24 protein-coding genes are annotated in these 19,288 nt (G+C 44.3%); 6 read left to right on the top strand and 18 right to left on the bottom strand.

Annotated features, from left to right (window positions below; all coding sequences use genetic code 11):
* Positions 1-56 precede the first annotated feature (56 nt).
* Positions 57-2,603, bottom strand: a complete 2,547-nt coding sequence (locus tag F7R24_RS01090) for a chemotaxis protein CheB (protein WP_151669387.1) — start codon at positions 2,601-2,603, stop codon at positions 57-59.
* 7 nt (positions 2,604-2,610) lie between these two features.
* On the bottom strand, positions 2,611-3,897 hold the full coding sequence (locus tag F7R24_RS01085; protein WP_151669386.1) for a Crp/Fnr family transcriptional regulator: 1,287 nt from the start codon (positions 3,895-3,897) through the stop codon (positions 2,611-2,613).
* Between the two features lie 250 nt (positions 3,898-4,147).
* Between F7R24_RS01085 and F7R24_RS14940 the strand changes: the two genes are divergently transcribed.
* Positions 4,148-4,306 (top strand): DUF3309 family protein, encoded by a 159-nt coding sequence (locus F7R24_RS14940; RefSeq protein WP_151669385.1) that lies wholly within the window; start codon positions 4,148-4,150, stop codon positions 4,304-4,306.
* Positions 4,307-4,416: 110 nt separating this feature from the next.
* Here the strand turns inward: F7R24_RS14940 and F7R24_RS01075 are convergent, their stop codons facing one another.
* The 3 genes from F7R24_RS01075 to F7R24_RS01065 all read right to left on the bottom strand — a co-directional run bounded on the left by F7R24_RS01075 (position 4,417) and on the right by F7R24_RS01065 (position 5,927).
* Entirely contained in the window at positions 4,417-4,731 is a 315-nt protein-coding gene (locus F7R24_RS01075) for a BON domain-containing protein (protein ID WP_151669384.1), read from the bottom strand.
* A 105-nt stretch (positions 4,732-4,836) separates the two neighbouring features.
* Positions 4,837-5,670: a BON domain-containing protein gene (locus tag F7R24_RS01070; RefSeq protein ID WP_151669383.1), complete on the bottom strand. Its 834-nt coding sequence runs from the start codon at positions 5,668-5,670 to the stop codon at positions 4,837-4,839.
* Positions 5,671-5,708: 38 nt separating this feature from the next.
* Complete coding sequence (locus F7R24_RS01065; RefSeq protein ID WP_240775929.1) at positions 5,709-5,927, bottom strand: CsbD family protein; 219 nt, start codon at positions 5,925-5,927, stop codon at positions 5,709-5,711.
* Positions 5,928-6,113: 186 nt separating this feature from the next.
* On the opposite strand from F7R24_RS01065, the gene F7R24_RS01060 reads away from it, so the two are divergent.
* Positions 6,114-7,454 carry a sigma-54 interaction domain-containing protein gene (locus tag F7R24_RS01060; protein WP_151669382.1) on the top strand — a complete coding sequence of 447 codons (1,341 nt, stop codon included), beginning with the start codon at positions 6,114-6,116 and terminating at the stop codon, positions 7,452-7,454.
* Between the two features lie 35 nt (positions 7,455-7,489).
* On the opposite strand, the gene F7R24_RS01055 is transcribed toward F7R24_RS01060, so the two are convergent.
* Genes F7R24_RS01055 through F7R24_RS01040 form a run of 4 tightly spaced genes read right to left on the bottom strand, consistent with a single transcriptional unit; the run spans position 7,490 to position 10,996 of the window.
* Positions 7,490-8,245, bottom strand: a complete 756-nt coding sequence (locus tag F7R24_RS01055; RefSeq protein ID WP_151669381.1) for a thiosulfate oxidation carrier protein SoxY — start codon at positions 8,243-8,245, stop codon at positions 7,490-7,492.
* Between the two features lie 28 nt (positions 8,246-8,273).
* Positions 8,274-9,323 carry a YeeE/YedE family protein gene (locus F7R24_RS01050; protein WP_151669380.1) on the bottom strand — a complete coding sequence of 350 codons (1,050 nt, stop codon included), beginning with the start codon at positions 9,321-9,323 and terminating at the stop codon, positions 8,274-8,276.
* A 3-nt stretch (positions 9,324-9,326) separates the two neighbouring features.
* Entirely contained in the window at positions 9,327-10,643 is a 1,317-nt protein-coding gene (locus F7R24_RS01045; protein WP_151669379.1) for an NAD(P)/FAD-dependent oxidoreductase, read from the bottom strand.
* An 11-nt stretch (positions 10,644-10,654) separates the two neighbouring features.
* On the bottom strand, positions 10,655-10,996 hold the full coding sequence (locus tag F7R24_RS01040) for a c-type cytochrome (RefSeq protein WP_151669378.1): 342 nt from the start codon (positions 10,994-10,996) through the stop codon (positions 10,655-10,657).
* A gap of 141 nt (positions 10,997-11,137) precedes the next feature.
* Between F7R24_RS01040 and F7R24_RS01035 the strand changes: the two genes are divergently transcribed.
* On the top strand, positions 11,138-11,893 hold the full coding sequence (locus F7R24_RS01035) for a hypothetical protein (RefSeq protein WP_151669377.1): 756 nt from the start codon (positions 11,138-11,140) through the stop codon (positions 11,891-11,893).
* Positions 11,893-12,432 (top strand): elongation factor P hydroxylase, encoded by a 540-nt coding sequence (locus F7R24_RS01030; protein ID WP_151669376.1) that lies wholly within the window; start codon positions 11,893-11,895, stop codon positions 12,430-12,432. The genes F7R24_RS01035 and F7R24_RS01030 overlap by 1 nt, the downstream gene beginning before the upstream one ends.
* Positions 12,433-12,516: 84 nt before the next feature.
* Here F7R24_RS01030 and F7R24_RS01025 read toward each other — a convergent pair whose 3' ends face one another.
* From F7R24_RS01025 to F7R24_RS00990, 8 genes are all read right to left on the bottom strand, one after another.
* A complete protein-coding gene (locus F7R24_RS01025; RefSeq protein WP_151669375.1) occupies positions 12,517-12,966 on the bottom strand; it encodes a copper chaperone PCu(A)C in 450 nt (149 codons plus the stop codon).
* A gap of 31 nt (positions 12,967-12,997) precedes the next feature.
* Complete coding sequence (locus F7R24_RS01020) at positions 12,998-13,588, bottom strand: SCO family protein (protein ID WP_151669374.1); 591 nt, start codon at positions 13,586-13,588, stop codon at positions 12,998-13,000.
* A 189-nt stretch (positions 13,589-13,777) separates the two neighbouring features.
* Complete coding sequence (locus F7R24_RS01015) at positions 13,778-13,996, bottom strand: hypothetical protein (RefSeq protein WP_151669373.1); 219 nt, start codon at positions 13,994-13,996, stop codon at positions 13,778-13,780.
* Entirely contained in the window at positions 13,993-14,376 is a 384-nt protein-coding gene (locus F7R24_RS01010; RefSeq protein ID WP_151669372.1) for a phage holin family protein, read from the bottom strand. Before F7R24_RS01010 ends, F7R24_RS01015 begins: the two co-directional genes overlap by 4 nt.
* On the bottom strand, positions 14,373-14,678 hold the full coding sequence (locus F7R24_RS01005) for an ElaB/YgaM/YqjD family protein (protein WP_151669371.1): 306 nt from the start codon (positions 14,676-14,678) through the stop codon (positions 14,373-14,375). The genes F7R24_RS01010 and F7R24_RS01005 overlap by 4 nt, the downstream gene beginning before the upstream one ends.
* A 159-nt stretch (positions 14,679-14,837) precedes the next feature.
* Complete coding sequence (locus F7R24_RS01000) at positions 14,838-15,344, bottom strand: hypothetical protein (RefSeq protein ID WP_151669370.1); 507 nt, start codon at positions 15,342-15,344, stop codon at positions 14,838-14,840.
* An 84-nt stretch (positions 15,345-15,428) separates the two neighbouring features.
* Positions 15,429-16,631: a tryptophan synthase subunit beta gene (trpB, locus tag F7R24_RS00995; protein ID WP_151669369.1), complete on the bottom strand. Its 1,203-nt coding sequence runs from the start codon at positions 16,629-16,631 to the stop codon at positions 15,429-15,431.
* Positions 16,624-16,869, bottom strand: coding sequence for a hypothetical protein (locus tag F7R24_RS00990; RefSeq protein ID WP_151669368.1), 246 nt, complete (start codon positions 16,867-16,869; stop codon positions 16,624-16,626). The genes trpB and F7R24_RS00990 overlap by 8 nt, the downstream gene beginning before the upstream one ends.
* Before the next feature lie 112 nt (positions 16,870-16,981).
* Here F7R24_RS00990 and pdxB point away from each other — a divergent pair, with 112 nt between their 5' ends.
* Positions 16,982-18,127, top strand: a complete 1,146-nt coding sequence (pdxB, locus tag F7R24_RS00985; protein WP_151669367.1) for a 4-phosphoerythronate dehydrogenase PdxB — start codon at positions 16,982-16,984, stop codon at positions 18,125-18,127.
* Positions 18,128-18,136: 9 nt separating this feature from the next.
* Positions 18,137-18,868, top strand: coding sequence for a flagellar brake protein (locus tag F7R24_RS00980; RefSeq protein ID WP_151669366.1), 732 nt, complete (start codon positions 18,137-18,139; stop codon positions 18,866-18,868).
* 81 nt (positions 18,869-18,949) lie between these two features.
* Here F7R24_RS00980 and F7R24_RS00975 read toward each other — a convergent pair whose 3' ends face one another.
* Entirely contained in the window at positions 18,950-19,255 is a 306-nt protein-coding gene (locus F7R24_RS00975; protein ID WP_151669365.1) for a hypothetical protein, read from the bottom strand.
* Positions 19,256-19,288: the final 33 nt, after the last annotated feature.

Raw genomic sequence — 19,288 nt, 5'->3', positions numbered from 1 at the left:
ATACAATGAGATTAGACTAAAAAATTATTTTAGCCGTTTAATGATCCATTAAATGTTTAACGTTTATCTTCTACAACCATTGCGCGTAATTTTGCTTCCAGTTTTTTAGCAATACTAATATCTATAAAGGTGATCACAACACCATTTATTCGATTTTGCATAGTGCGGTAGGGCATAATACGAACCGTAAACCAGCGCTCGTTTTGTGCCGTGACTTGTTTTTCTGAAAAGATCAATGTATTCAATACTTCTTGAGCATCTTTGGCTAAATCTGGATAGTCTAGATCGCAGGCTAAATCAGATAACGGACGTCCAATATCTGCTGAAATCAGTTTTATGATCGTGGCTGCTTGTTTGGTAAATCGCCTGATATGCAAATGATCATCTAGAAAAATCGTCGCTACTTCGGTACTGTTAAGCAAATTTTGCATATCATCGCTGACGCGAGATAAATCATCGACTCTGGATTGCAATTCAACATTAACGGTTTGTAGCTCTTCATTCAGTGATTGCATCTCTTCTTTAGAGGTAGTCAGCTCTTCATTAGTTGATTGAAGCTCTTCATTGGTTGATTGAAGTTCTTCATTCGTTGATTTGAGTTCCTCACCTGATGTTTGCATTTGCTCACGTAAGTAGCGAACTTCATCTTCAGCTTGTTGTAATGCTTTTTCCAGCTGACTTTCGGTTGGCGTTTGAGGATGTTGCTTATTTGGACGTTTGACAATTTGCTTGATTCGACGCTCGGTAAATACAATCATCACAGTCCCATGCAAGGGCTCTGGATCTTTAATGTATTGCAGAGTTAGGTCTAACTGATGAGTTTTACCCTCAACAACAACGGAGATATCATTGCATTCAATACGTCCTTTATCACGCACAACTTGCTGTAGAGCAATCGACAATGCATGGCGAAGACCATCTCGTGCCATTGCGTAAACATTCCAATTAGCTTTTCCAGCGGCAGGTTCTAGGTAGCGACCTGTTCGTCCACAGATATAGATGATGTCACCACTGGTATTGACAAGCACTGCTGCGGGAGCGAACTCTCGAAGCAAAAATTGATCAGCCAGTGATTGTAAATTTTTAGCTGGCGGTGCCAGCGAAACTGCGTCGTCGTTCGTCACTCGTCTATAGTGAGTTGGAAAATCAACCGAAAGCGCCTGCGGTGGGCTTTCTATGCGACGATAAATTCGAGACTTTGAATCAAGTGCCTCAAATAAATGTGTTGTTGCGCCAATAGTCTCGGAGTTACCTAAAAATAAAATACCTCCCGGTATTAAGGTGTAATGAAATAGCGCTAACAGTTTTTTTTGTAGTTCAGGTCCAAAGTAGATAAGTACATTACGACACAATAACAGATCCAATTTGGTAAATGGGGGATCTTGTGCCATGTTTTGTGGTGCAAAGATCACCATCTCACGGACTTCTTTTGCTATTTGATAGCCACCGGCATCAGTGGGCGAGAAATAGCGTAATAATCTATCCGCTGAGACCTTCTCTTCAATGTCTTTGTTGTACAGGCCTGTTCGAGCACGATCAATAGCGTCTTGAGCTAAATCTGTCGCAAAAATATGTAATGAAAAGCGACCTTTGGGTTGGTGAATTTCCAATGCCTCTTTAAAGATAATCGCCAGTGAGTAAGCTTCCTCCCCGGTCGAGCAGGCAGGAACCCAAGCACGTAATGCGTGACCAGAGGAATGACGACGAAATAGGGTAGGAAAGGCAGTATCACGCAAGTTATCCCATGCAATAGGATCGCGAAAAAAGCTAGTGACGCCGATCAAAAACTCTTTGAACAATAAGTCTAGTTCCTGAGCATTTTCTTTAAGTAGGTCGACATACTCAGCAAGATGTCCAAGTTGGTGAATACCCATGCGTCGTTCGATCCGACGATAGAGCGTACTTTTTTTATAGAGTGAAAAGTCTTGACCGTTATGAGCCTGCATCAAGGTTAAAACATTCGCTAATCCACTTTTAACAAGCTCTGTCTGATGAGAATCTTTGTTTATCACTAAGCCTTCTCGTAAGCCTGCGATGATTCGTGTTGATAATTGTGCTGCTGGTGCGATGATATCCACTAGGCCCGTGTCGATCGCGCTTTGCGGCATTGAATTAAAGGCTGCAGTTTTGGGGTCTTGAGCTAATACCAGCCCTGCATTTTCTTTAATGTTTATCAGGCCTTTTGCGCCGTCAGAACCCATACCCGATAAAATCACGGCAACAGCCAGTTGTCGTTGGTCAAGTGCCAGTGAGTTTAGGAAGAAATCAATCGGTAGGCGCTGCCCACGTGGTGCTAAGGGTTTACTAAGAGTGAGAATGCTATCCTGAATAGCGATATTATGGTTCGGAGGTAAAACATAAACATGATTTTGTTGTACTTTGCACTGGTTTTTTGCCTGTATGACAGGTAATGAGGTCGCCCGTTGCAGCAGTTCAGGCATCATTCCTTTATGCGTTGGATCGAGATGTTGCACAATGACATAGGCCATTCCACTGTCTGGTGTTACGCCACTTAGAAACAATTCTAAAGCCTCGAGCCCACCAGCTGAAGCACCAATGCCGACTACAGGAAATTTATCGTGGTTGTACACTGTCTTAATCATTGATGTATTAAACCATAAGTGAAGTTTTTGCTGCGTTGATTTGGCTGGAGAGCATAATCACGCGGCATTCTTTTCCCAGTTCGTCTGGAACTCCTTCCAACTTAAATGAGGTCTGTGGATGTAGATTGGTTGATTTGAGACTTATTTCACAATTGCTCATCATTCCGCTGAGTGTTTCTTCGAGAAAAAGCTTGAAAATCGGCACTGATATATCGGTTAGAAGCGTACTAAATTGTTTGCGATCCATATGAGATCGTTTGACGCCTAATATTATCGAAGCTGCCAAATTCATCTCTAGAATTGAACCTAGAGAGTCAAACGTAATGTATGGGATAGGTGCAAAGTCATATACATCTAGATAATGTGCCCGCAGAGCATCTGTTTCATCATAGGCACGTTTCAATTCTTCATTATTCATTTCCAGTTCAATTTGATGAACTTGGAGTTCGTGAATCATACGCGAATTGTCCCATTCAGCATGAGGTATCGCGGGTTGTGTGTCTTTCAAACGCTGTTCTGCTCGTGTACGTAAGGTGTCTGGATTAAAACGAGCATGGTTTTTGATGCGTGGAGTCTTTGTCAAACTGAAAAGTCGATTATATTCAGATTTAACAATTCCATAACATTCACAGACCAATTTTTCTATGCCAGGCCTGTCGAGGACGATAATGTGTCCTCGACTATACTGAATAAGGCCCGCTTCTTGAAGTTTGCCTGCTGCACCAGTGACACATTCTCGACGCACTCCAAGCATGCTTGCGATTTGTTCTTGAGTCATGTCAATTTGATCACCACCCAAAAGATCCAACGTGAGTAATAACCAACGACAAATCTGTTGATCTGCTTTGTGGTGGCGGTTACACACGACACTCTGGGCTATCTGGGTCATTAATGCTTGAACGTATGCCATGCAGAGAAACAACAAACTTTCACTTTGTTCCAATTCCCACATAAATGTTTCTGCACGCAGTCGATAGGCTCCACCTTTGCTTTGAACAACAGCTTTGTATGGTGACTGTCCACCTCCTAGTAGTAAAGCTATCCCTATGAATCCATCATTTCCAGTCATCGCCAATTCAGTTGATGATCCATTTTGAGTGGTAAAAACTCTAGAAATGATTCCAGTGATGGGAAAGTAAATATAGTCAGGCGCTTCCCCAGGTTCACAGATCACCTGATCCATTGAAAGTGGAACCCATTCTAAGTCACCTATGATGCGCTGGTAGTCACTATCCTGCAATCCGGCCAAAATTCGGTTTTTCTTAGGATCATTCATAGTGTTTACGTTGGCCATCAATATGTACCTTAATTTTTATGGGGAGAAGGGAGAAGGGGAGAAGGGGAGAAGGGGAGATGGTACAAGAGTAATTAGCATTTTCTTGCTCCAGTATAGCCTATAAACGGTGAGATAACTGTATGGCAGCAATAATAGAGTTCTCTGTTGGTTGGCAAACAGACGGTCTAAAAGTCTATGTGACATGCTAGAAAGCTAAACATGTAAACGCGACTTTATCGATTATCACCTTTCTGTTTGGAGTAACTTTATGCCTTTAGGAACTATTATTCTCATCGTTTTAATATTAATGTTAGTGGGTGTCATCCCTGCCTGGCCACACAGCCGGCGATGGGGTTATGGCGCCAGTAGTGGTCTTGGGTTATTGATTATGATTGTATTAATATTGATTTTAATAGGTAAACTATAGGGTTAATATTTCATATATAATTTGAGTTCAGGATTGTTGCTAAGTAGCTCAAAAAATAAGGTACGCAAATAACGGCGTACCTTAAAAAAATCGTTTTTAAAATTTATTGTCTATTTCAGTTGCATATCATTTTTGACTGATTTGACACCTTGAATAGTTCGAGTCATTTGAACTGCTCTGTTAATTTCAACTTGTGTACTCACAAAACCACTCAATTGAACAACACCATCGAAGGTTTCAACGTTAATTTCGCTAAATCTGAGACCTTGGTCGTCAAATATTGCCGCTTTTACACGCGTAGTAATCGTTGAGTCATCAATATACGCACCCACTGTTTGCTGCTTATCAGGCGCAGCGCACCCTACCATTGTTATCATTGATAAAGCGAAAAAAATCGCTAATGCATACTTACTTAAGTTTTTCATTTTAATGACTTCCAGTATTAGGGGTGATTAAACTGAGGTTTAATTCAGTAAACCATTTTTTACCATAACGAAGCTTGTCTAAAAGGTCTGTGCGTTAGCGTACATTTAGAATGTAAGTGCTTTTGCATGAACGCTTTTAACACCTTTAATGTTTTGAGCCAGCTCAACGGCAAGCGCATGTTCGATACCGCTGTGTGTTTCACCAGTTAAAGTAACAATACCTTTTTCTGTGGTAACGGAAATATCTCGGCTGTGAATATTGTTAGACATCAGAAAAGTGGATTTCACCTTAGTCGTGATCCATGTATCAGAGATGTTTTGACTCGCGCCATTAGATTCACCTGTGCTTTCAGGTGCTGATTTTTTTTCTGTGTCGATAACTAATTGGTTATCAACTGCTTTTACACCGCGCGTATTCATCGCCAACATTTCAGCTAAGGCTTTCTTTTCATCACTTTCTGCCGTTCCCGCTAAGGTGACGATAGCTAGGCTAGTTGATACTTCAGTATCAATGCCATCGGAAAAAGCACTCCACATCAATTTTGATTTAACTGCTGCCGTGATAGACACGTCATCGACTAGATCTCCAAAGCTCCTTTCACCTTCAGTCCTAGTAATAGGTTCATAATCAGGTTGAATGGTAATCTCATTCTTTACTGATTCGATCCCGGGTACACCCAGCGCGATCTGTTCGGCTAACTCTTTGTAAATCTCTTCATCCACCAATCCCGATAGGGTCGCTGTTCCATCAAAGACAGCTATCGCGATTTGATGTTGACGAAGATAAGGACTTAATGCATACGAAGTTTCTATCTGCGATTCTTGGCGTGCATTGTTGATTTCATTCGAAACTGTTTTTTCCATTGCTGATGCACCTGTCACTGCCAACACAAGCGAAATACTTGATGCGAGTAATAGTTTATGAAGAACTTTTTTCATAAGGCTCTCTGTCATTCGAAAATTATTGTGATATTGATTTACTTAAAGTGCTTTTCAGTAAATTCTTTAACTTGCTTATCGGCTTCTTCTTTTGTGATGTTGTACTGCTCTTCGACAAGCCCAACCAGTTTTTGGTGATGCCCTTCCGTTTCTAGAAGTTGGTCATCCGTGAGCTTTCCCCATGACACTTTGGCTGCGCCCATATGCTGTTTCCATTTGGCGGATAGTGCATTCATTGTTGAATCTGTCTTATTCATAGTGACCTCTTCTGTCGATACCTTCCTGACGGACTGTCAGTTGTAGGCTCTGTCAGTGATATCAGCATATCGACGAGTAGGGCTAAGGTCGGTGTGTTGGCACACTCAGTTAAAAAGAGATCCGTGACAAATTGACATAAATCTTGAATAATCGAACAATAAATATGACATGAATGGCAGGTTGTTATGACGGAAATTCAAATTTCTAAAACTCAGGCTTCGTTGCCTGAGCTTGCGGCATTGCTGGATGTGATTAAAGAACCCGCCACGATTATCTCTTTGAATTACGAAATTTTAGCCTGCAATCAAGCTTACCGTTCAATTTATGGCGAAGGGGAGGCGGTGTTAGGGCGACCCTGCTTCGATGTCTCTCACGGTTATAATGTCCCTTGTGATCAAGCTGGGGAGTCTTGCCCACTGAAACGCTGTCAGGAAAGCGGTCAAAGACAGCGTGTGCTTCATTTGCATAACACGCCTAATGGGGAAGAGCATGTTGATGTCGAGATGAATCCGGTACGAAACGCTCAGGGTGAGATGATCGGCTATCTTGAAATCATGCATCTGGTCAAAGAAGCACGTGCCAGACCCGGTGACGGTGATGGTATGGTGGGGCGCTCTCAAGCCTTCTCAAGAATGCTTGAGATGCTTCGTCGAGCAGCTCCATCGGATATCACTGTGCTACTGCTAGGAGAGTCCGGTAGCGGTAAAGAATTAGCTGCCAGAGCCGTTCATGATGCTAGTTCGCGGGCACGAGGGCCATTTGTCACGGTTGAGTGCTCCGGTTTAACAGAGTCTCTTTTTGAAAGTGAGTTATTTGGTCATGAAAGGGGTGCTTTTACAGGCGCAGTGGGTCGCAAAAAAGGGTTAATTGAAGCGGCGCGAGGAGGGACTCTATTTCTGGATGAAATAGGTGAGATACCCCTTCCACAACAAGTAAAGCTGTTGCGATTGATAGAAACAGGAACTTATCGAACGGTAGGTGGTATTGAGCCGCAGCACGCGGATTTTCGATTGGTTTGTGCTACGCACCGAAATCTTAAACAAATGGTGGATGAAGGTCGTTTTCGCCAGGACTTATTTTATCGTATCTCGGCTTTTCCAGTGATCTTGCCATCCTTAGCTGAGCGTGCTGAAGATCTTGAGCTTTTGATCAATTCTCTTCTGGCTAGAATTCCGGGTGCTGAGGGTTATAGTGTTACGGATGCGGCCTTAAAGGTCTTACGTCAGTATGCTTTTCCAGGAAATATCCGTGAGCTGAGAAATATTCTAGAGCGAGGGATGTTGTTGGCGGATGACCATCGAATTGGAGTGCAGCATTTACCTTATGAGTGCCAACAGGATAATCAGGAACAGTCGAATATTCCTTCGGGGGGTATTTCGCTTGATGACGTTATTCCGTTGGATCAATTAGAGCGCTATTACCTACTAAGAATTTCAGCAAAGTTTAAGGGTGACAATCGCTCCCTAGCGGAGCGATTGGGTGTCAGTGAACGAACGCTATATAGAAAGTTAAGCAAGTTGAAGTAACGGTATCTCGGGTTTTATATCAGACTTACACGGGACTAGCGTTGTTCTGAAAGTTGTTGACCTTGTTGATCTGTCCAGGAGAACGTAAGTTCATCGAACTGGTCGAGAAAAAACGCAACAAATGGGTTGGCTGATGTACCGGTATGGAAGTTGGCGGTGATCACTGGTTGGTCAGCACGGGTGACTTGTAATGATTCAACCAGTTGTTGTGCAATCAGGTTGCCTTGCTCATCCTCGCGAAAACCCGTTTCCATTGGATGATTAATCATGGTGCGTAACTCGGCTGCTTCGCCTGCGACAGGATTACGCGGCAGTGCTACGCGCGGTTGTGACATAACCGTTTCTGCGGTTGTATCATCACCCGACATCAAGCAGCCACTGACAGTCACTCTCACTTCCTGTTGTGCTAACCACAGATTGCCTTGGTTACTTTGTGCCAATGCATAAACCGTTTGGCTTTCGCCTAAGCGAATACGCGTTGATAGCTCAATACGTGGTATATGCTCACTGATTTCAAAATCAATGACATCAGGGTTTGGGTTTCTGTCAGCCAGTATCCACAAGCGTGTGATGTGTTCATCTTCCGCTAAGGAGCCTTTAAAGGTGACTTTTAGAGGCACGGCACTGCCATCATCAGCCACCAAAGGAAGGGTTAACTCAAGACCTGATTCAATCGGCGTCATGTCTTGGATTTTTTCCTTGAGTGCAGCAAAACGTTGCCAATCTGCAAAAACTTGCAATGGCATCACTAAAAGACTTAACAGAAATGTGTACAAAACAACCAAACGCATAGGTTAAAACCTCTTTAATTAAGATCGATTAATGACTATCGACCCAGAGCGCAAAACGAGCACCGATCAAAATTCCAAGTAACGCAGCCAAGCTGCTGATGGCCAGTGTTGAAAAACCGCTAATGCCTTGTCCAAGGGTACAGCCTAGGGACAGAACACCACCCACACCCATTAGGACAGCACCAATAATACTTCGTTGCATCTGCTTAGGTGAATCATAGCTTTGCCATGAAAACTCTCCACTGAGGATGGCACGAATAAAGCTGCCCAAGATAACGCCGAGCACCACAACCACGGCAAAACTTAACGTCATGCCACTGGATAACATGGTGAACTGCAGTGTTTCGCCAATCGGGGCAACAAACGTCAGCGATGCCAACCGAACTGGATCAAAATCATCAGCACCCAAAACGCCAGTAATCCACCATCCTGTCGCTACTAAGATGCCGATAACAACACTCGCAATTAAATCTGTAAAAGCATTACGTAGTCCTGCACTTTTTAGTGCAGTGAATAGCAGTGCTCCGGCAAAAATGATTAAGGTAAGGATTTTAGCGCTGACAGGAGATAAACCGGTCATCGCTAACAGACCATCGATCGAGGTCACGGGTAAACGACTTTGCGTCATTGTCTCAAGATCGAGACGAAACTGCGCAAGTAAGCCGCTCATGGTGATGTAGGCAGATATGCCGAGTACCAGTAGCACCATCAAGGAGCGTAAATTGCCACTGCCTAGTAATACCAAAGAGCGGGCTCCACAAGCATTGGCTAAATGCATGCCATAGCCAAATAGAACGCCGCCACCGATTAACAGCGGCCACGAAGGGGATCGCTGATGGTAGTGTGTATTGGTGAGATCTATGCCTGAAAAGGCTTGTAGGGCTTGGCTGGTTAATAAGGCAATAGCCATTGCCAGCATAAAGGCATGAAGCTTAACGCTATCACCTTTCTGCCAATGATTTACCAACCCTCTGTATAGACAAAAGCGGCTCCATTGAGCCGCTGCACCATAAGCGATACCTAAGGCAAAACCTGCCCAGAGTACCGCTTGTAAATGATCATCAAAAAATTCGATCATGGCTTATAGTTTTGTACCCCAAGTGTCTTGAGAAATGGCATTATACCAACCAACGGCATAGGCGGCTTCTGAACGCCGTATATTGTCGCTAGCATCGGCGGCACTTAATCCACCTGCACCTTCAACCGCAATTATCTGACTATCCTGAACACGATAGACGTCAGCCACAGAGATACCATAGTCTGGGTTAATTAGGCTGTAACACGTATTAGCCCAAACGGGGTCTAGCGGTGTAATACCTGCAAACGCAGCGACAATGGCACTGGCTGCCACTTTACCCTGTGCATTGGCAGCAAAACCAGATTTTGGCATAGGTGCTGCTACGGTTGCATCACCCACAACATAAATGTCTTTAACTTGAGTCGATTCAAACGTCACAGGATTAACCGGAACCCAACCTGATTGATCGGTGACACCTGCGCGATCAGCGATAAATCCTGCTTTTTGCGGTGGAATGATATTCAAAGCAGCCGCCTTGTGGCGAGTACCGAATTCTGTTTCTACCTCTTTGTTAGCGGCATCAACGCGAACGACTCGACCGTCATTAGATAAGCTGACCCATTCGATCATATCGCCATAGTGAGCTTGCCAGCCAGCGGTAAATAAACCCTGTTTAGAAAAGTTATCTTTACCATCCAGGATAAGTATTTTCGAGCGTGGTTTATGCTGCTTTAGATAATGAGCCACCAAACTGGCACGCTCGTATGGCCCTGGTGGGCAACGGAAAGGGTTTCCGGGTACGGACATGATGAAAGTATCACCATCCTCCATCGCTTCCAGTTGCTGTCTTAGTATTAAGGTTTGCGGACCCGCTTTCCACGCATGTGGAGCCAATTCAGCAGCGGCTTCGTCGTAGCCCTCAATAGCATTCCAGCGCATATCTATGCCAGGGGATAGCAATAGCTTGTCATACTGCAGTGATTGACCATCTGATAAGCTGACTCGCTTGGCAACAGGGTCGATGTCTTGTGCCAAAGCATGTACGACCTTCACACCATACACTTGTTGCAGTTCATCGTAGTTATGACCGATAGAATCAAGCTGGCGCTCGCCTGCTAACACTAGGTTTGAAAATGGGCAGGTGTAAAAGGTTTTATTGGGTTCTACTAGCGTGACGTCAATGGCCGGATTGCCGCGCTTGATGTATTTAGCTGCGGTTGCTCCACCAAAACCACCACCGATGACAACGACACGACCGGCAGAAGCCTTAGACGTACCCGTTGCAGCGCAAGCCGAGATGGCTGGAAAGATAGACACAAGTCCAAGACCTTTCAAAAGCTGGCGGCGTGAAGATGAAAATAGGTTCTTTTGATCGCTCATCACAGGCTTCCTTAGTCTTTATTTATGTTTGCAAAATAATCAGCTAATGCTGAAAGTTCCGCATCGCTAAAACCTTTAGCGATACGATCCATCACCGTTGTGTTGGGTTGCAAACCTTGCTTGTAGGCAAGTAGCTGAGCCTCTAAAACGGTGCTAGGACGACCTGCAATGGCAGGAATGGCACCTGCAAGCTTTCCATCGGTTCCATGACAGTTGGCACAGGTTCCAGCAATCAGCTTCACTTGAGCTGAAGAGATCTCTTCTGCGTGAACAAAAGACGTTGCGCCAGCAAAAAAGGTCACCAGCAACAACTTATGTAGAGTGTGTTTGTGAGGTAATATACTGCGAATCATTATGCTTCCAGCCATCTAGTGGATTGTTCAAGTGTGAGCAAGGTATCATTTTTTAAAATGAGTTTAAAAGAATAAAATATTAATTTTTAGTTCTTTTTGGTTATATGCGTTATGTTTTTTCAATTATTTAAGGGGTCTAGGATGTTTAAAAACGGTTCAGTATTGCTCTTAGCTCTGCTGTTTTTGGCAGGATGCAATGACGCAAATGTACAGCCTAGTGGCAATGGTGCAGAGCGAGTGAATGATGACCCGCACAGCAGTGAAGGGCGTGCCGAGATTGCCGCTCAGTTGGGAGATGAGCCCATTCAGCCATTTCAAGTCACACAAGGGGATATGTCGAATAGCTTGCAAGCGCAATTAGATCAGTTAAATGGTCGTCTTACGCTGGTGCAAGAGCAGGTAATTCAAATACGTTCTTTGTCACAGCAAGTTTTAGAGCAGGGGCAAATGAATGCAACTCAGTTGCAAGCGCTGCAAGGTGGCTCGCTCGGTTCTTCTAGTCAGCCAACGGTGGCTGGTTTTGAAGAAGATTTAGCCAATAGCTCTTTAGAGCAGGTGGTTCAAGACATAGATCAAGCAGTGGCGCAGTTATTGTCTGCGATGAGCATGCAGTCGCCGCAAGTAGGTGAAGCAACAGGGCCATTTAGAATGGCCACTGCCTATACACAGCGTGGTTGGATCTTAATTCGTTATCATGCCCAAACCGGAGAAACCTGGTTGGCAAATAATAATGACTGGACCCGATTAAGAGATAACGAAAACTTGCAAGCCTCCAGCTATGAAGTTCAAGTACAAAGGGCAGATCAGGATAGAAAAGGCTATGTCGCTGTTAGAATTGATCGCCGTACGGGTAGAAGTTGGTGGTTAAATGAAGATGCCTGGCAGGTGCTAAACTGATGCAGCAACACCGTTATGAAGATCTGATCGCATTGTTTGATCAATGTTTTTTTGAAGAATTTAATACTCGCCTAGTGAAAGGTGATGACGAGCCCATCTATTTACCGTCCGATCAACAACGTCTATATCATGCGATTTTCTTTGCCCATGGCTTTTACAGCAGTGCACTGCATGAAATTTCCCATTGGTTGATAGCGGGTGCGGAGCGTCGTTTATTGGAGGACTTTGGCTATTGGTATAGACCCGATGGACGAACTGCTATGGAACAAGCTGAATTTGAGCGTGTTGAAGTGAAGCCACAAGCCACTGAATGGATGTTAGCTGATGCGGCAGGTTTTAGATTTCGCGTGAGCAGCGATAACTTGAATGGAGAGCCAACCGATAACACCGCTTTTAAGCGTGCTGTTCATCAGCAAGTGGGTCGCTATATTGAACAAGGGTTACCAACACGAACTGCTCGGTTACGTGCAGCCTTATGCGATTTTTATCAAACACCGCATCAGCTGGATTTCAGTCGTTTTAATAGAGAAAGTATTTAGATCGGTCAAAAGCATTGCGGTAATAAAACAGCCACGTCGATGTTGATCTTCGTGGCTGTCAATTAAAAAAGTATTGTGTAACGATTAATGCTTGTGTTGATGATTCATCATTGGCATCACGTGTTTTACAGGAACCTCTAGTAGACGCTCTGTGCCATCTTCAAAGTTCAGGGTCACCTCAACACTATCACCTTCAGCTAGGTTTTGATTCAATCCAATCAGCATCACGTGAAGACCACCGGGTTTTAGTTCAGTGGTGCCTCCCGCTGGAATGTCGATGGCATCAATTTGACGCATCTGCATGACCCCATCAACATCGGTATGGGTATGTAGTTCGGTGACGTTAGATACGTTAGACGTTGCTGAAATTATGCGAACATCAGCGTCACTAGAATTGTGCAAACTCATAAAGGCTGCGCTATTGGGTTGACCTGGAGGTACTGCACGAGCAAAAGGTTCTTCAATAGTGATAGCATCATTCGCAAAGGCTAAAGATGAAAACACGAGGGAGCTGGCAAGTAAAAGTTTACGCATCTGAGTGACTCCTTGATTGAGATCTACAGTGTTAATTTAACAATTCTTTTAGATGGTTCATCAGTTGATCGGGTGACGTGCTGTGCGAAACCATGGCGGCAAGGTTTCCTTCTCGATCAATCAAGTAGAGGCGTGATGAGTGATCTATAGCATACTCCATTGCCGAATCACGCATTTCGACGCGACGATAAAAAGCACCGTATTGCTGTACCACTTTATCAATGTCTGCTCTATCACCGGTTAAACCAATGATTTGTGGAGAAAAGAACGCAGAGTAGCTGGCTAGGTGTTCTAGGGTATCTCGTTCGGGGTCAACACTGACAAACAGTCCTTGAATTTGCTCGCTTTTTTCTTCAGGAAGATTGCGTATCGCTTGACCCAGCACGGCTAATGCCATGGGGCAAATATCTGGGCAGTAGGTATAGCCGATGTACAACACAACCGGTTGCCCATGAAAGTCTGATAAGGAAACGGGGCCATCCATCGACATTAGCGTAAAATCTCCACCAATGCTGCCACCTAATATGCGCTGTTCCGCGGGTTTAGGTTGCTGTTGAATATAGATTAATACAGCAATGACCAGCACAAAACTTAGACCTATCAGATAACGTATCGCTTTCATTCAATAACCTTTTTTTAATTAACCTAAACAGATCGCTAGGGTCGTTTAGCGAGTTGCTCAGGTGTTAGTGTGATGAAGTCTACTCTCGACATTGTCGGATGACGATGCGGCATAGTGTCGCACGTTTATAGAGAGTCGTCTTGGAGAAAAGGTTCAGTTGGAAAGAGGTGGAAATGTTCTTCGGTCTTCTTACTTGCGAAGCTTTAACAGTAAGGGAAGGAGTTTCATTAAAATGATCACCAGCCATGTTGATTGACCTGTGAGCAATCGCAAGGTCATGCTGCGAGGAAAGGCGTCGCCATCGCTAGGTGGCGTGAGGTTGAATATACTTTTCAACTCTACTCGTTGGTGTTGCATTTTTTGCCGCAGTTCACGGCGTTGCTCGTCCAAATTCGAGGGTGCTGTCATTGATCAAACCTTCTACGAATCAGATCCAGGTCTTCTGCCAGTTCTTCGCGTGTATCAGAAAATGCTTGGGTAGCTTTTCGAGATAAGGCGTTAAACCCTAATAAAAGACTGATAAAGCTGACACTGTAGAAAACACCTATCAAGACCAGTACCGGCATTCGATAGTGTGTAAACCAACTGGTCATTATCACCAAGACCGTTAATGAAACTATCAGGCTGGTGAGCAAGGAAGCACCCACCATCAATAATATCAGCATGTGCATTAGCCGATGTTTTTCGATGGTAAATTCAACCCATGCCAGCTGAGTGTAAAGCGATCCCTGTGCAAGGAGTGCGCTAACCGTTGACCCTGTGTTGTTTTTGGATTGATCGGCATTCATCTGCGTGCAAATAGGTAGCCGATCAACAAGCCCGCAAGCGCTGCTGTACCAATAGCCTTCCAAGGCTCATCACTGATTTTTTCTGAGATGTCAGTACTCGTTTCGTGCACTTTATCGGTAAAGTCTTCACTTTTTTGGCTTATTTCTTCTTTAGCAGAGGTGAGTCGTGCCATTAACTTTTCTTTAACATCTTTGAATTCTTTTCCACCCAGACTGTCTGCTTCTTTAAGCAGGGATTCAACGTCCTGAAAAATATTTTCGAATTCGGCAGATAATGGAGATGTGACGTTTTTAGATTTCATGATGGTACCTCGGTAATAAATCGTTGATACCTGCAGTGTGACAAAAAGTGTTTGGACTTTCTGTACGCTAGAGTACGTTACGAAATGATTTTTGCGAGGCGCTTTTAATACTGAGCAACAATTTAATGTAGCGCAATAAATTCGTGCAGAGTCGCCGTGTTAACGTGCATCAAAATTAAACGCGGTTGAATACAAGTGTTCGGGAGTATCAACATAGACACTGGCTTGCCAAGTCATTTCACCTGTTGTGCAGACAGCAAGCTCTGTTGTTCCACGCCAAATATCAGGTCGCGTTTCATCTTGGGTTAAATGTATTTGGTTAAGTCCCATATACATGTCGAGACCCTGAAGATCGAGCATCACTTGGCGTGCATCTAAATGTTGTAGACGAACTTCCACATCCAGCGGTTTTAATGACTCTAATGGCCCCGGCGTGATGCGTAATTGGAGTTGTTGATTGCCTCGTGAAGCGATGCAAGCGCCGGTATGCAGATCACAGGGTAGAGGGGGAATCCTGATACTGTCTGCCTGTTGCATCTCTTCAAGCACGTCTCTTCCTAACAGTAATGCGATTAAGCCTAGCGCGGTTAGCCCAATTAACAACCACGGTTTGTTCACGTTAGGTTTACGCGTGTTATTTTGTGTTGGCACCTGTTCATCTGTCATAGCGAGGCCAGTTTACTGTTACCTATTTAAATAGGCGATGCGACCCTGTGTCGCACCGCACTGAGGAGAGGTATTGCTAAGAGGTTACAATCCTAAGAGATTTGCAACATAGTCAGCATCCTTATCACCTCTTCCAGAAATATTGACAAGAATCGTCTGGTCAGGGTTCAAGGTGGGTGCTGTTCTAATGGCCCAAGCAACAGCGTGCGAACTTTCCAATGCTGGAATAACTCCTTCGACGCGAGATAGGGTGATAAACGCATCTAAGCACTCTTGATCGGTTGCGCTTTCGTATTGAACACGCCCAAGATCTTTCAAATAGGAGTGCTGTGGTCCTACACCTGGATAGTCTAGACCTGATGCAATGGAATGAACTGCCATGGGTTCACCATCTTCGTTTTCCAAAACATAACACTTCATGCCATGAATCTGTCCGGGCTTTCCAAGTGTCAAGGTGGCGGAATGTTGGTCGGTATCAAGCCCTTTTCCAGCGGGTTCCACGCCAACCATCTTGACATTTTCGTCATTTAAAAAGGCGGTAAACAGGCCGATAGCATTACAACCGCCACCGACACAGGCCGTTAGGTAGTCGGGCAGTTTCCCATGACGGCTGAGGAACTGCTCACGCGCTTCCATTCCAATAATCGATTGAAAATCACGAACCATTTTGGGGAAAGGGTGAGGGCCGACCACAGAGCCTATGGCATAGATAAAATTTTGCGGGTCTTTAAGGTATTCTTCAAAAGCACTGTCGACTGCGTCTTTTAACGTAGCGGTTCCGCGTGTTACCGGAATCAAGTCGCAGCCTAAGATCTTCATTTTGACGACGTTCGGGTGTTCTTTTTCAATATCCACCTGACCCATGTGAATTTCGCAAGGAATGCCGACAAGGGCACAGGCAGTTGCTAAGGCGACGCCATGTTGACCGGCTCCGGTTTCGGCGATCACTTTGGTTTTACCCATGTACTTCGCCAGTAATGCTTCACCTAAACAGTGGTTGATTTTGTGAGCGCCAGTATGATTAAGATCTTCACGCTTTAGATAGATTTGCGCTCCACCTAATTTATCGCTTAAACGGCGGGCATGAAAAATGGGACTAGGACGACCGATGTAATCAGCAAACAGCGTTTTCAGTTCGTTTTGAAACTCTTCTGTTTTGCGAATTTCTTCGTATGCTTTGTCGATGTCGTTCATCACCTGTTGCAGTTCAGGTGGAATAATTTGACCGCCATATTCTCCGAAATAACCTTGGGCGTTAGGCATTTCAGCGTATTGAAAGTTACTCATACATTCTCCGTAAGGTGCAGTTACCACTACGTTCTTGAAAGCCACTTTTGAGTAAGCTTAAGCGCAGTTTGGTCACATATTTTTCTGCTTCAGTACTTGAGGACAGTACCGTATGACTGAACTCACTATGATCATTAAGGCTATTGCCCCAACTTTGTGTCAGAATCCAGTCACCGACCAGATCTTGATAAACGCTGACAGTAAAATAGTCAGCTTGTTTTTGCCAGCGTAATACCACAGGTTTTCTTCTGAAATAAATAAGTAAGGAAAATGACCCTGACGTGGGGACGTTTTATAATGGCGCAAAATTGAGCCTGAATTTAGGGTTATTGTAAAGCATTGGAGGTCCATTGAGCGCTATCAAGATTGTTGCAGATGAAAATATTCCGGCGCTGGACCCATTATTTGGCCAATTAGGGCAAATTTATCGCCTACCTGGAAGGTCGATGAGTGCCGATCAGTTAGTAGATGCGGATGTGTTGTTAGTTAGATCGGTGACACAGGTGAACCGAGATTTACTTCAAGGCAGTCAGGTCAAGTTTGTCGGGACAGCAACCATTGGCACCGATCATGTCGATGAAACAGCGCTGGCAGATTTGGGTATTCAGTTCGCCAGTGCACCCGGATGCAATGCTGACGCGGTCACTGAATATGTGTTGAGTGTGTTGCTTCACCTTGCTGACGAACAGTCATTTTCCATTTTTGATAAAACAGTCGGTATTGTCGGTGTGGGTAATGTCGGTTCTCGTTTAGCGGCTAGATTACAGGCGTTGGGCGTTAAAACGCTTTTATGCGATCCACCGCGTGTTGATCAAGATCCAACTATAAGCGATCAATTTATGAGTTTAACTCATCTGCTTAATCAGGCAGATATTGTTACTTTGCATACACCGTTGACACATCAGCACCTACACCCGACTCATCATCTACTGAATGCTAACAATCTACCTTTTTTAAAGCCTAATGCTATCTTGATCAATGCAGGTCGAGGTCCGGTGATTGATAATGAAGCCTTGTTAAGTTTTACTGAAGATCGTCCAGACGTTACCTTAGTACTGGATGTTTGGGAGAAAGAGCCCGAAGTAAACCGGCAACTGGCTAGTCATGTTCGTATCGCCACACCCCATATTGCGGGCTATTCATTAGAGGGAAAAATTCGGGGTACTTGGATGCTGTATCAAGCCTATTGTGCGTTTACTGATAGATCACCTTTGTTAAGGTTTGAAGACTTGCTACCTAAAGCGGAAGTAACGTCAATGACACTATCCGAAACAGCGTCCTTGTTGCCGCCGGTTAAACTGTTGTACGATCCTTATCACGATGATCGTGCCTTCAGAGCAACATTGGTTAGCGACACTGTTGAGCAGAGACGTCTGTTCGATCTATTGCGTAAGACTTATCCGGTGCGACGTGAGTTTAGCGCGCTGAAACTAAACCTCTCAGATCATCAGTTGGCTCATTTCAAAGCACTGGGATTTTCGGTGTCGGAGACATAATCAATCGCCATGCAGCTCAAACCTAATCAATCCTTGACCAATGACGTTATCGCGAATCAAAAGCCAAAGCTTTCTCTTGCAGAGTTAAGGCCGAGGTCCGGTGATCCTGTTCGCATTGAGACTCGCATCCCGAAAGGGCGTTATTCTGTTCGTTTAATTGGTGTTCACGAACAAACGGCGGTGATGGTTAGCGCGCCTAAGACACGTAAATCGCTTTTTACTGAAGGAGCTGTCATAGCCGTCAAGCTCTTAATAGGTAACCGATTAGTCAGCTTTACATCACGTTTGTTAAAGTCCTATAGTGAACCTTTTCCTTTCTGGGTATTGTCTTATCCGCAGCAACTGGATATTCAAGCCTTTAGGCAGCACACCCGTGTTCCTATGCATTTACCTATATTGGTTGATCGCGGTGAGAAGGATATGCATCAACCGGTTAAAGCCTTGTGCGTTGATATGAGCTTACAGGGTGCGTCGATCGAGGCGCCCGTCGCCTTAGCAGCCATGGGTGAAACTATTTTTGTGACCGCGCGGGTTTCTGTATCGGGTATTGACCATGTCATTTTAGTGAATGCAGAGGTACGAAGTGTCATGCAAACTGAAAGCCAAGCCATTGGAGTTTTCCGGCATGGTGTGGCATTTGACGGTATAGAAGATGACACGCGACTAATTTTATCGGGGTTTATCTATCAACAGTGGCTTTATGAGGCAGGAGAGTTGCTTGAGATGGAGCGCTTTTCGTAGAAAAAGCTTTTTAGATTAGAATGCGCTAGAGTAGACAAAAAAACACCCCGACCAGCGGGGTGTTTTTAGAATAGTCAGCAATTACTTGCCGAAGCTTTGCATTTCAGACATTACAGTCTTGCTTGCTTCAGTAGCAAGTGCGGTGAAAGCTTCACCTTGTGCTTTAAGCATATTGAACAAAGAAGTGTTAGCTTCAGTGTTGAACTTGATTACTTCTTCTGGAGTTTTCAAGTTTTTAGCTTTTTCAGCTTCAGCTTTGAAGAAAGCAACTAACTCTTCGCCAGACTTCTTCTGAAGTTCAACAGTTTTAGTTAGTGTTTCAGTTTGAAGAGCGATTAGGCTTTTAACAGCTTCAACAGGCTTCTGGAAATCAACATTGCTAGTCATGGGTGTCTCTCCTAAGATTTTTAAGTTATCAAT

The organism is Nitrincola schmidtii (assembly GCF_008973715.1).
Classification (GTDB): domain Bacteria; phylum Pseudomonadota; class Gammaproteobacteria; order Pseudomonadales; family Balneatricaceae; genus Nitrincola; species Nitrincola schmidtii.
The sequence above is the reverse complement of the archived record's forward strand: the minus strand, read 5'-3'. Positions and strand labels throughout refer to the sequence as shown.

Coding starts and splice junctions, on each gene's coding strand:
- F7R24_RS00980 (WP_151669366.1), top strand. CDS start 18,137: ATGCAGCTCAAACCTAATCAATCCTTGACCAATGACGTTATCGCGAAT.
- F7R24_RS01020 (WP_151669374.1), bottom strand. CDS start 13,588: ATGAAAGCGATACGTTATCTGATAGGTCTAAGTTTTGTGCTGGTCATT.
- F7R24_RS01060 (WP_151669382.1), top strand. CDS start 6,114: ATGACGGAAATTCAAATTTCTAAAACTCAGGCTTCGTTGCCTGAGCTT.
- F7R24_RS01070 (WP_151669383.1), bottom strand. CDS start 5,670: ATGAAAAAAGTTCTTCATAAACTATTACTCGCATCAAGTATTTCGCTT.
- F7R24_RS01075 (WP_151669384.1), bottom strand. CDS start 4,731: ATGAAAAACTTAAGTAAGTATGCATTAGCGATTTTTTTCGCTTTATCA.
- F7R24_RS01065 (WP_240775929.1), bottom strand. CDS start 5,927: ATGAATAAGACAGATTCAACAATGAATGCACTATCCGCCAAATGGAAA.
- F7R24_RS01030 (WP_151669376.1), top strand. CDS start 11,893: ATGCAGCAACACCGTTATGAAGATCTGATCGCATTGTTTGATCAATGT.
- F7R24_RS01050 (WP_151669380.1), bottom strand. CDS start 9,323: ATGATCGAATTTTTTGATGATCATTTACAAGCGGTACTCTGGGCAGGT.
- F7R24_RS01025 (WP_151669375.1), bottom strand. CDS start 12,966: ATGCGTAAACTTTTACTTGCCAGCTCCCTCGTGTTTTCATCTTTAGCC.
- F7R24_RS01000 (WP_151669370.1), bottom strand. CDS start 15,344: ATGACAGATGAACAGGTGCCAACACAAAATAACACGCGTAAACCTAAC.
- F7R24_RS01055 (WP_151669381.1), bottom strand. CDS start 8,245: ATGCGTTTGGTTGTTTTGTACACATTTCTGTTAAGTCTTTTAGTGATG.
- F7R24_RS01045 (WP_151669379.1), bottom strand. CDS start 10,643: ATGAGCGATCAAAAGAACCTATTTTCATCTTCACGCCGCCAGCTTTTG.
- F7R24_RS01015 (WP_151669373.1), bottom strand. CDS start 13,996: ATGACAGCACCCTCGAATTTGGACGAGCAACGCCGTGAACTGCGGCAA.
- F7R24_RS14940 (WP_151669385.1), top strand. CDS start 4,148: ATGCCTTTAGGAACTATTATTCTCATCGTTTTAATATTAATGTTAGTG.
- F7R24_RS01005 (WP_151669371.1), bottom strand. CDS start 14,678: ATGAAATCTAAAAACGTCACATCTCCATTATCTGCCGAATTCGAAAAT.
- F7R24_RS01010 (WP_151669372.1), bottom strand. CDS start 14,376: ATGAATGCCGATCAATCCAAAAACAACACAGGGTCAACGGTTAGCGCA.
- trpB (WP_151669369.1), bottom strand. CDS start 16,631: ATGAGTAACTTTCAATACGCTGAAATGCCTAACGCCCAAGGTTATTTC.
- F7R24_RS00975 (WP_151669365.1), bottom strand. CDS start 19,255: ATGACTAGCAATGTTGATTTCCAGAAGCCTGTTGAAGCTGTTAAAAGC.
- F7R24_RS01085 (WP_151669386.1), bottom strand. CDS start 3,897: ATGGCCAACGTAAACACTATGAATGATCCTAAGAAAAACCGAATTTTG.
- F7R24_RS01035 (WP_151669377.1), top strand. CDS start 11,138: ATGTTTAAAAACGGTTCAGTATTGCTCTTAGCTCTGCTGTTTTTGGCA.
- F7R24_RS01090 (WP_151669387.1), bottom strand. CDS start 2,603: ATGATTAAGACAGTGTACAACCACGATAAATTTCCTGTAGTCGGCATT.
- F7R24_RS01040 (WP_151669378.1), bottom strand. CDS start 10,996: ATGATTCGCAGTATATTACCTCACAAACACACTCTACATAAGTTGTTG.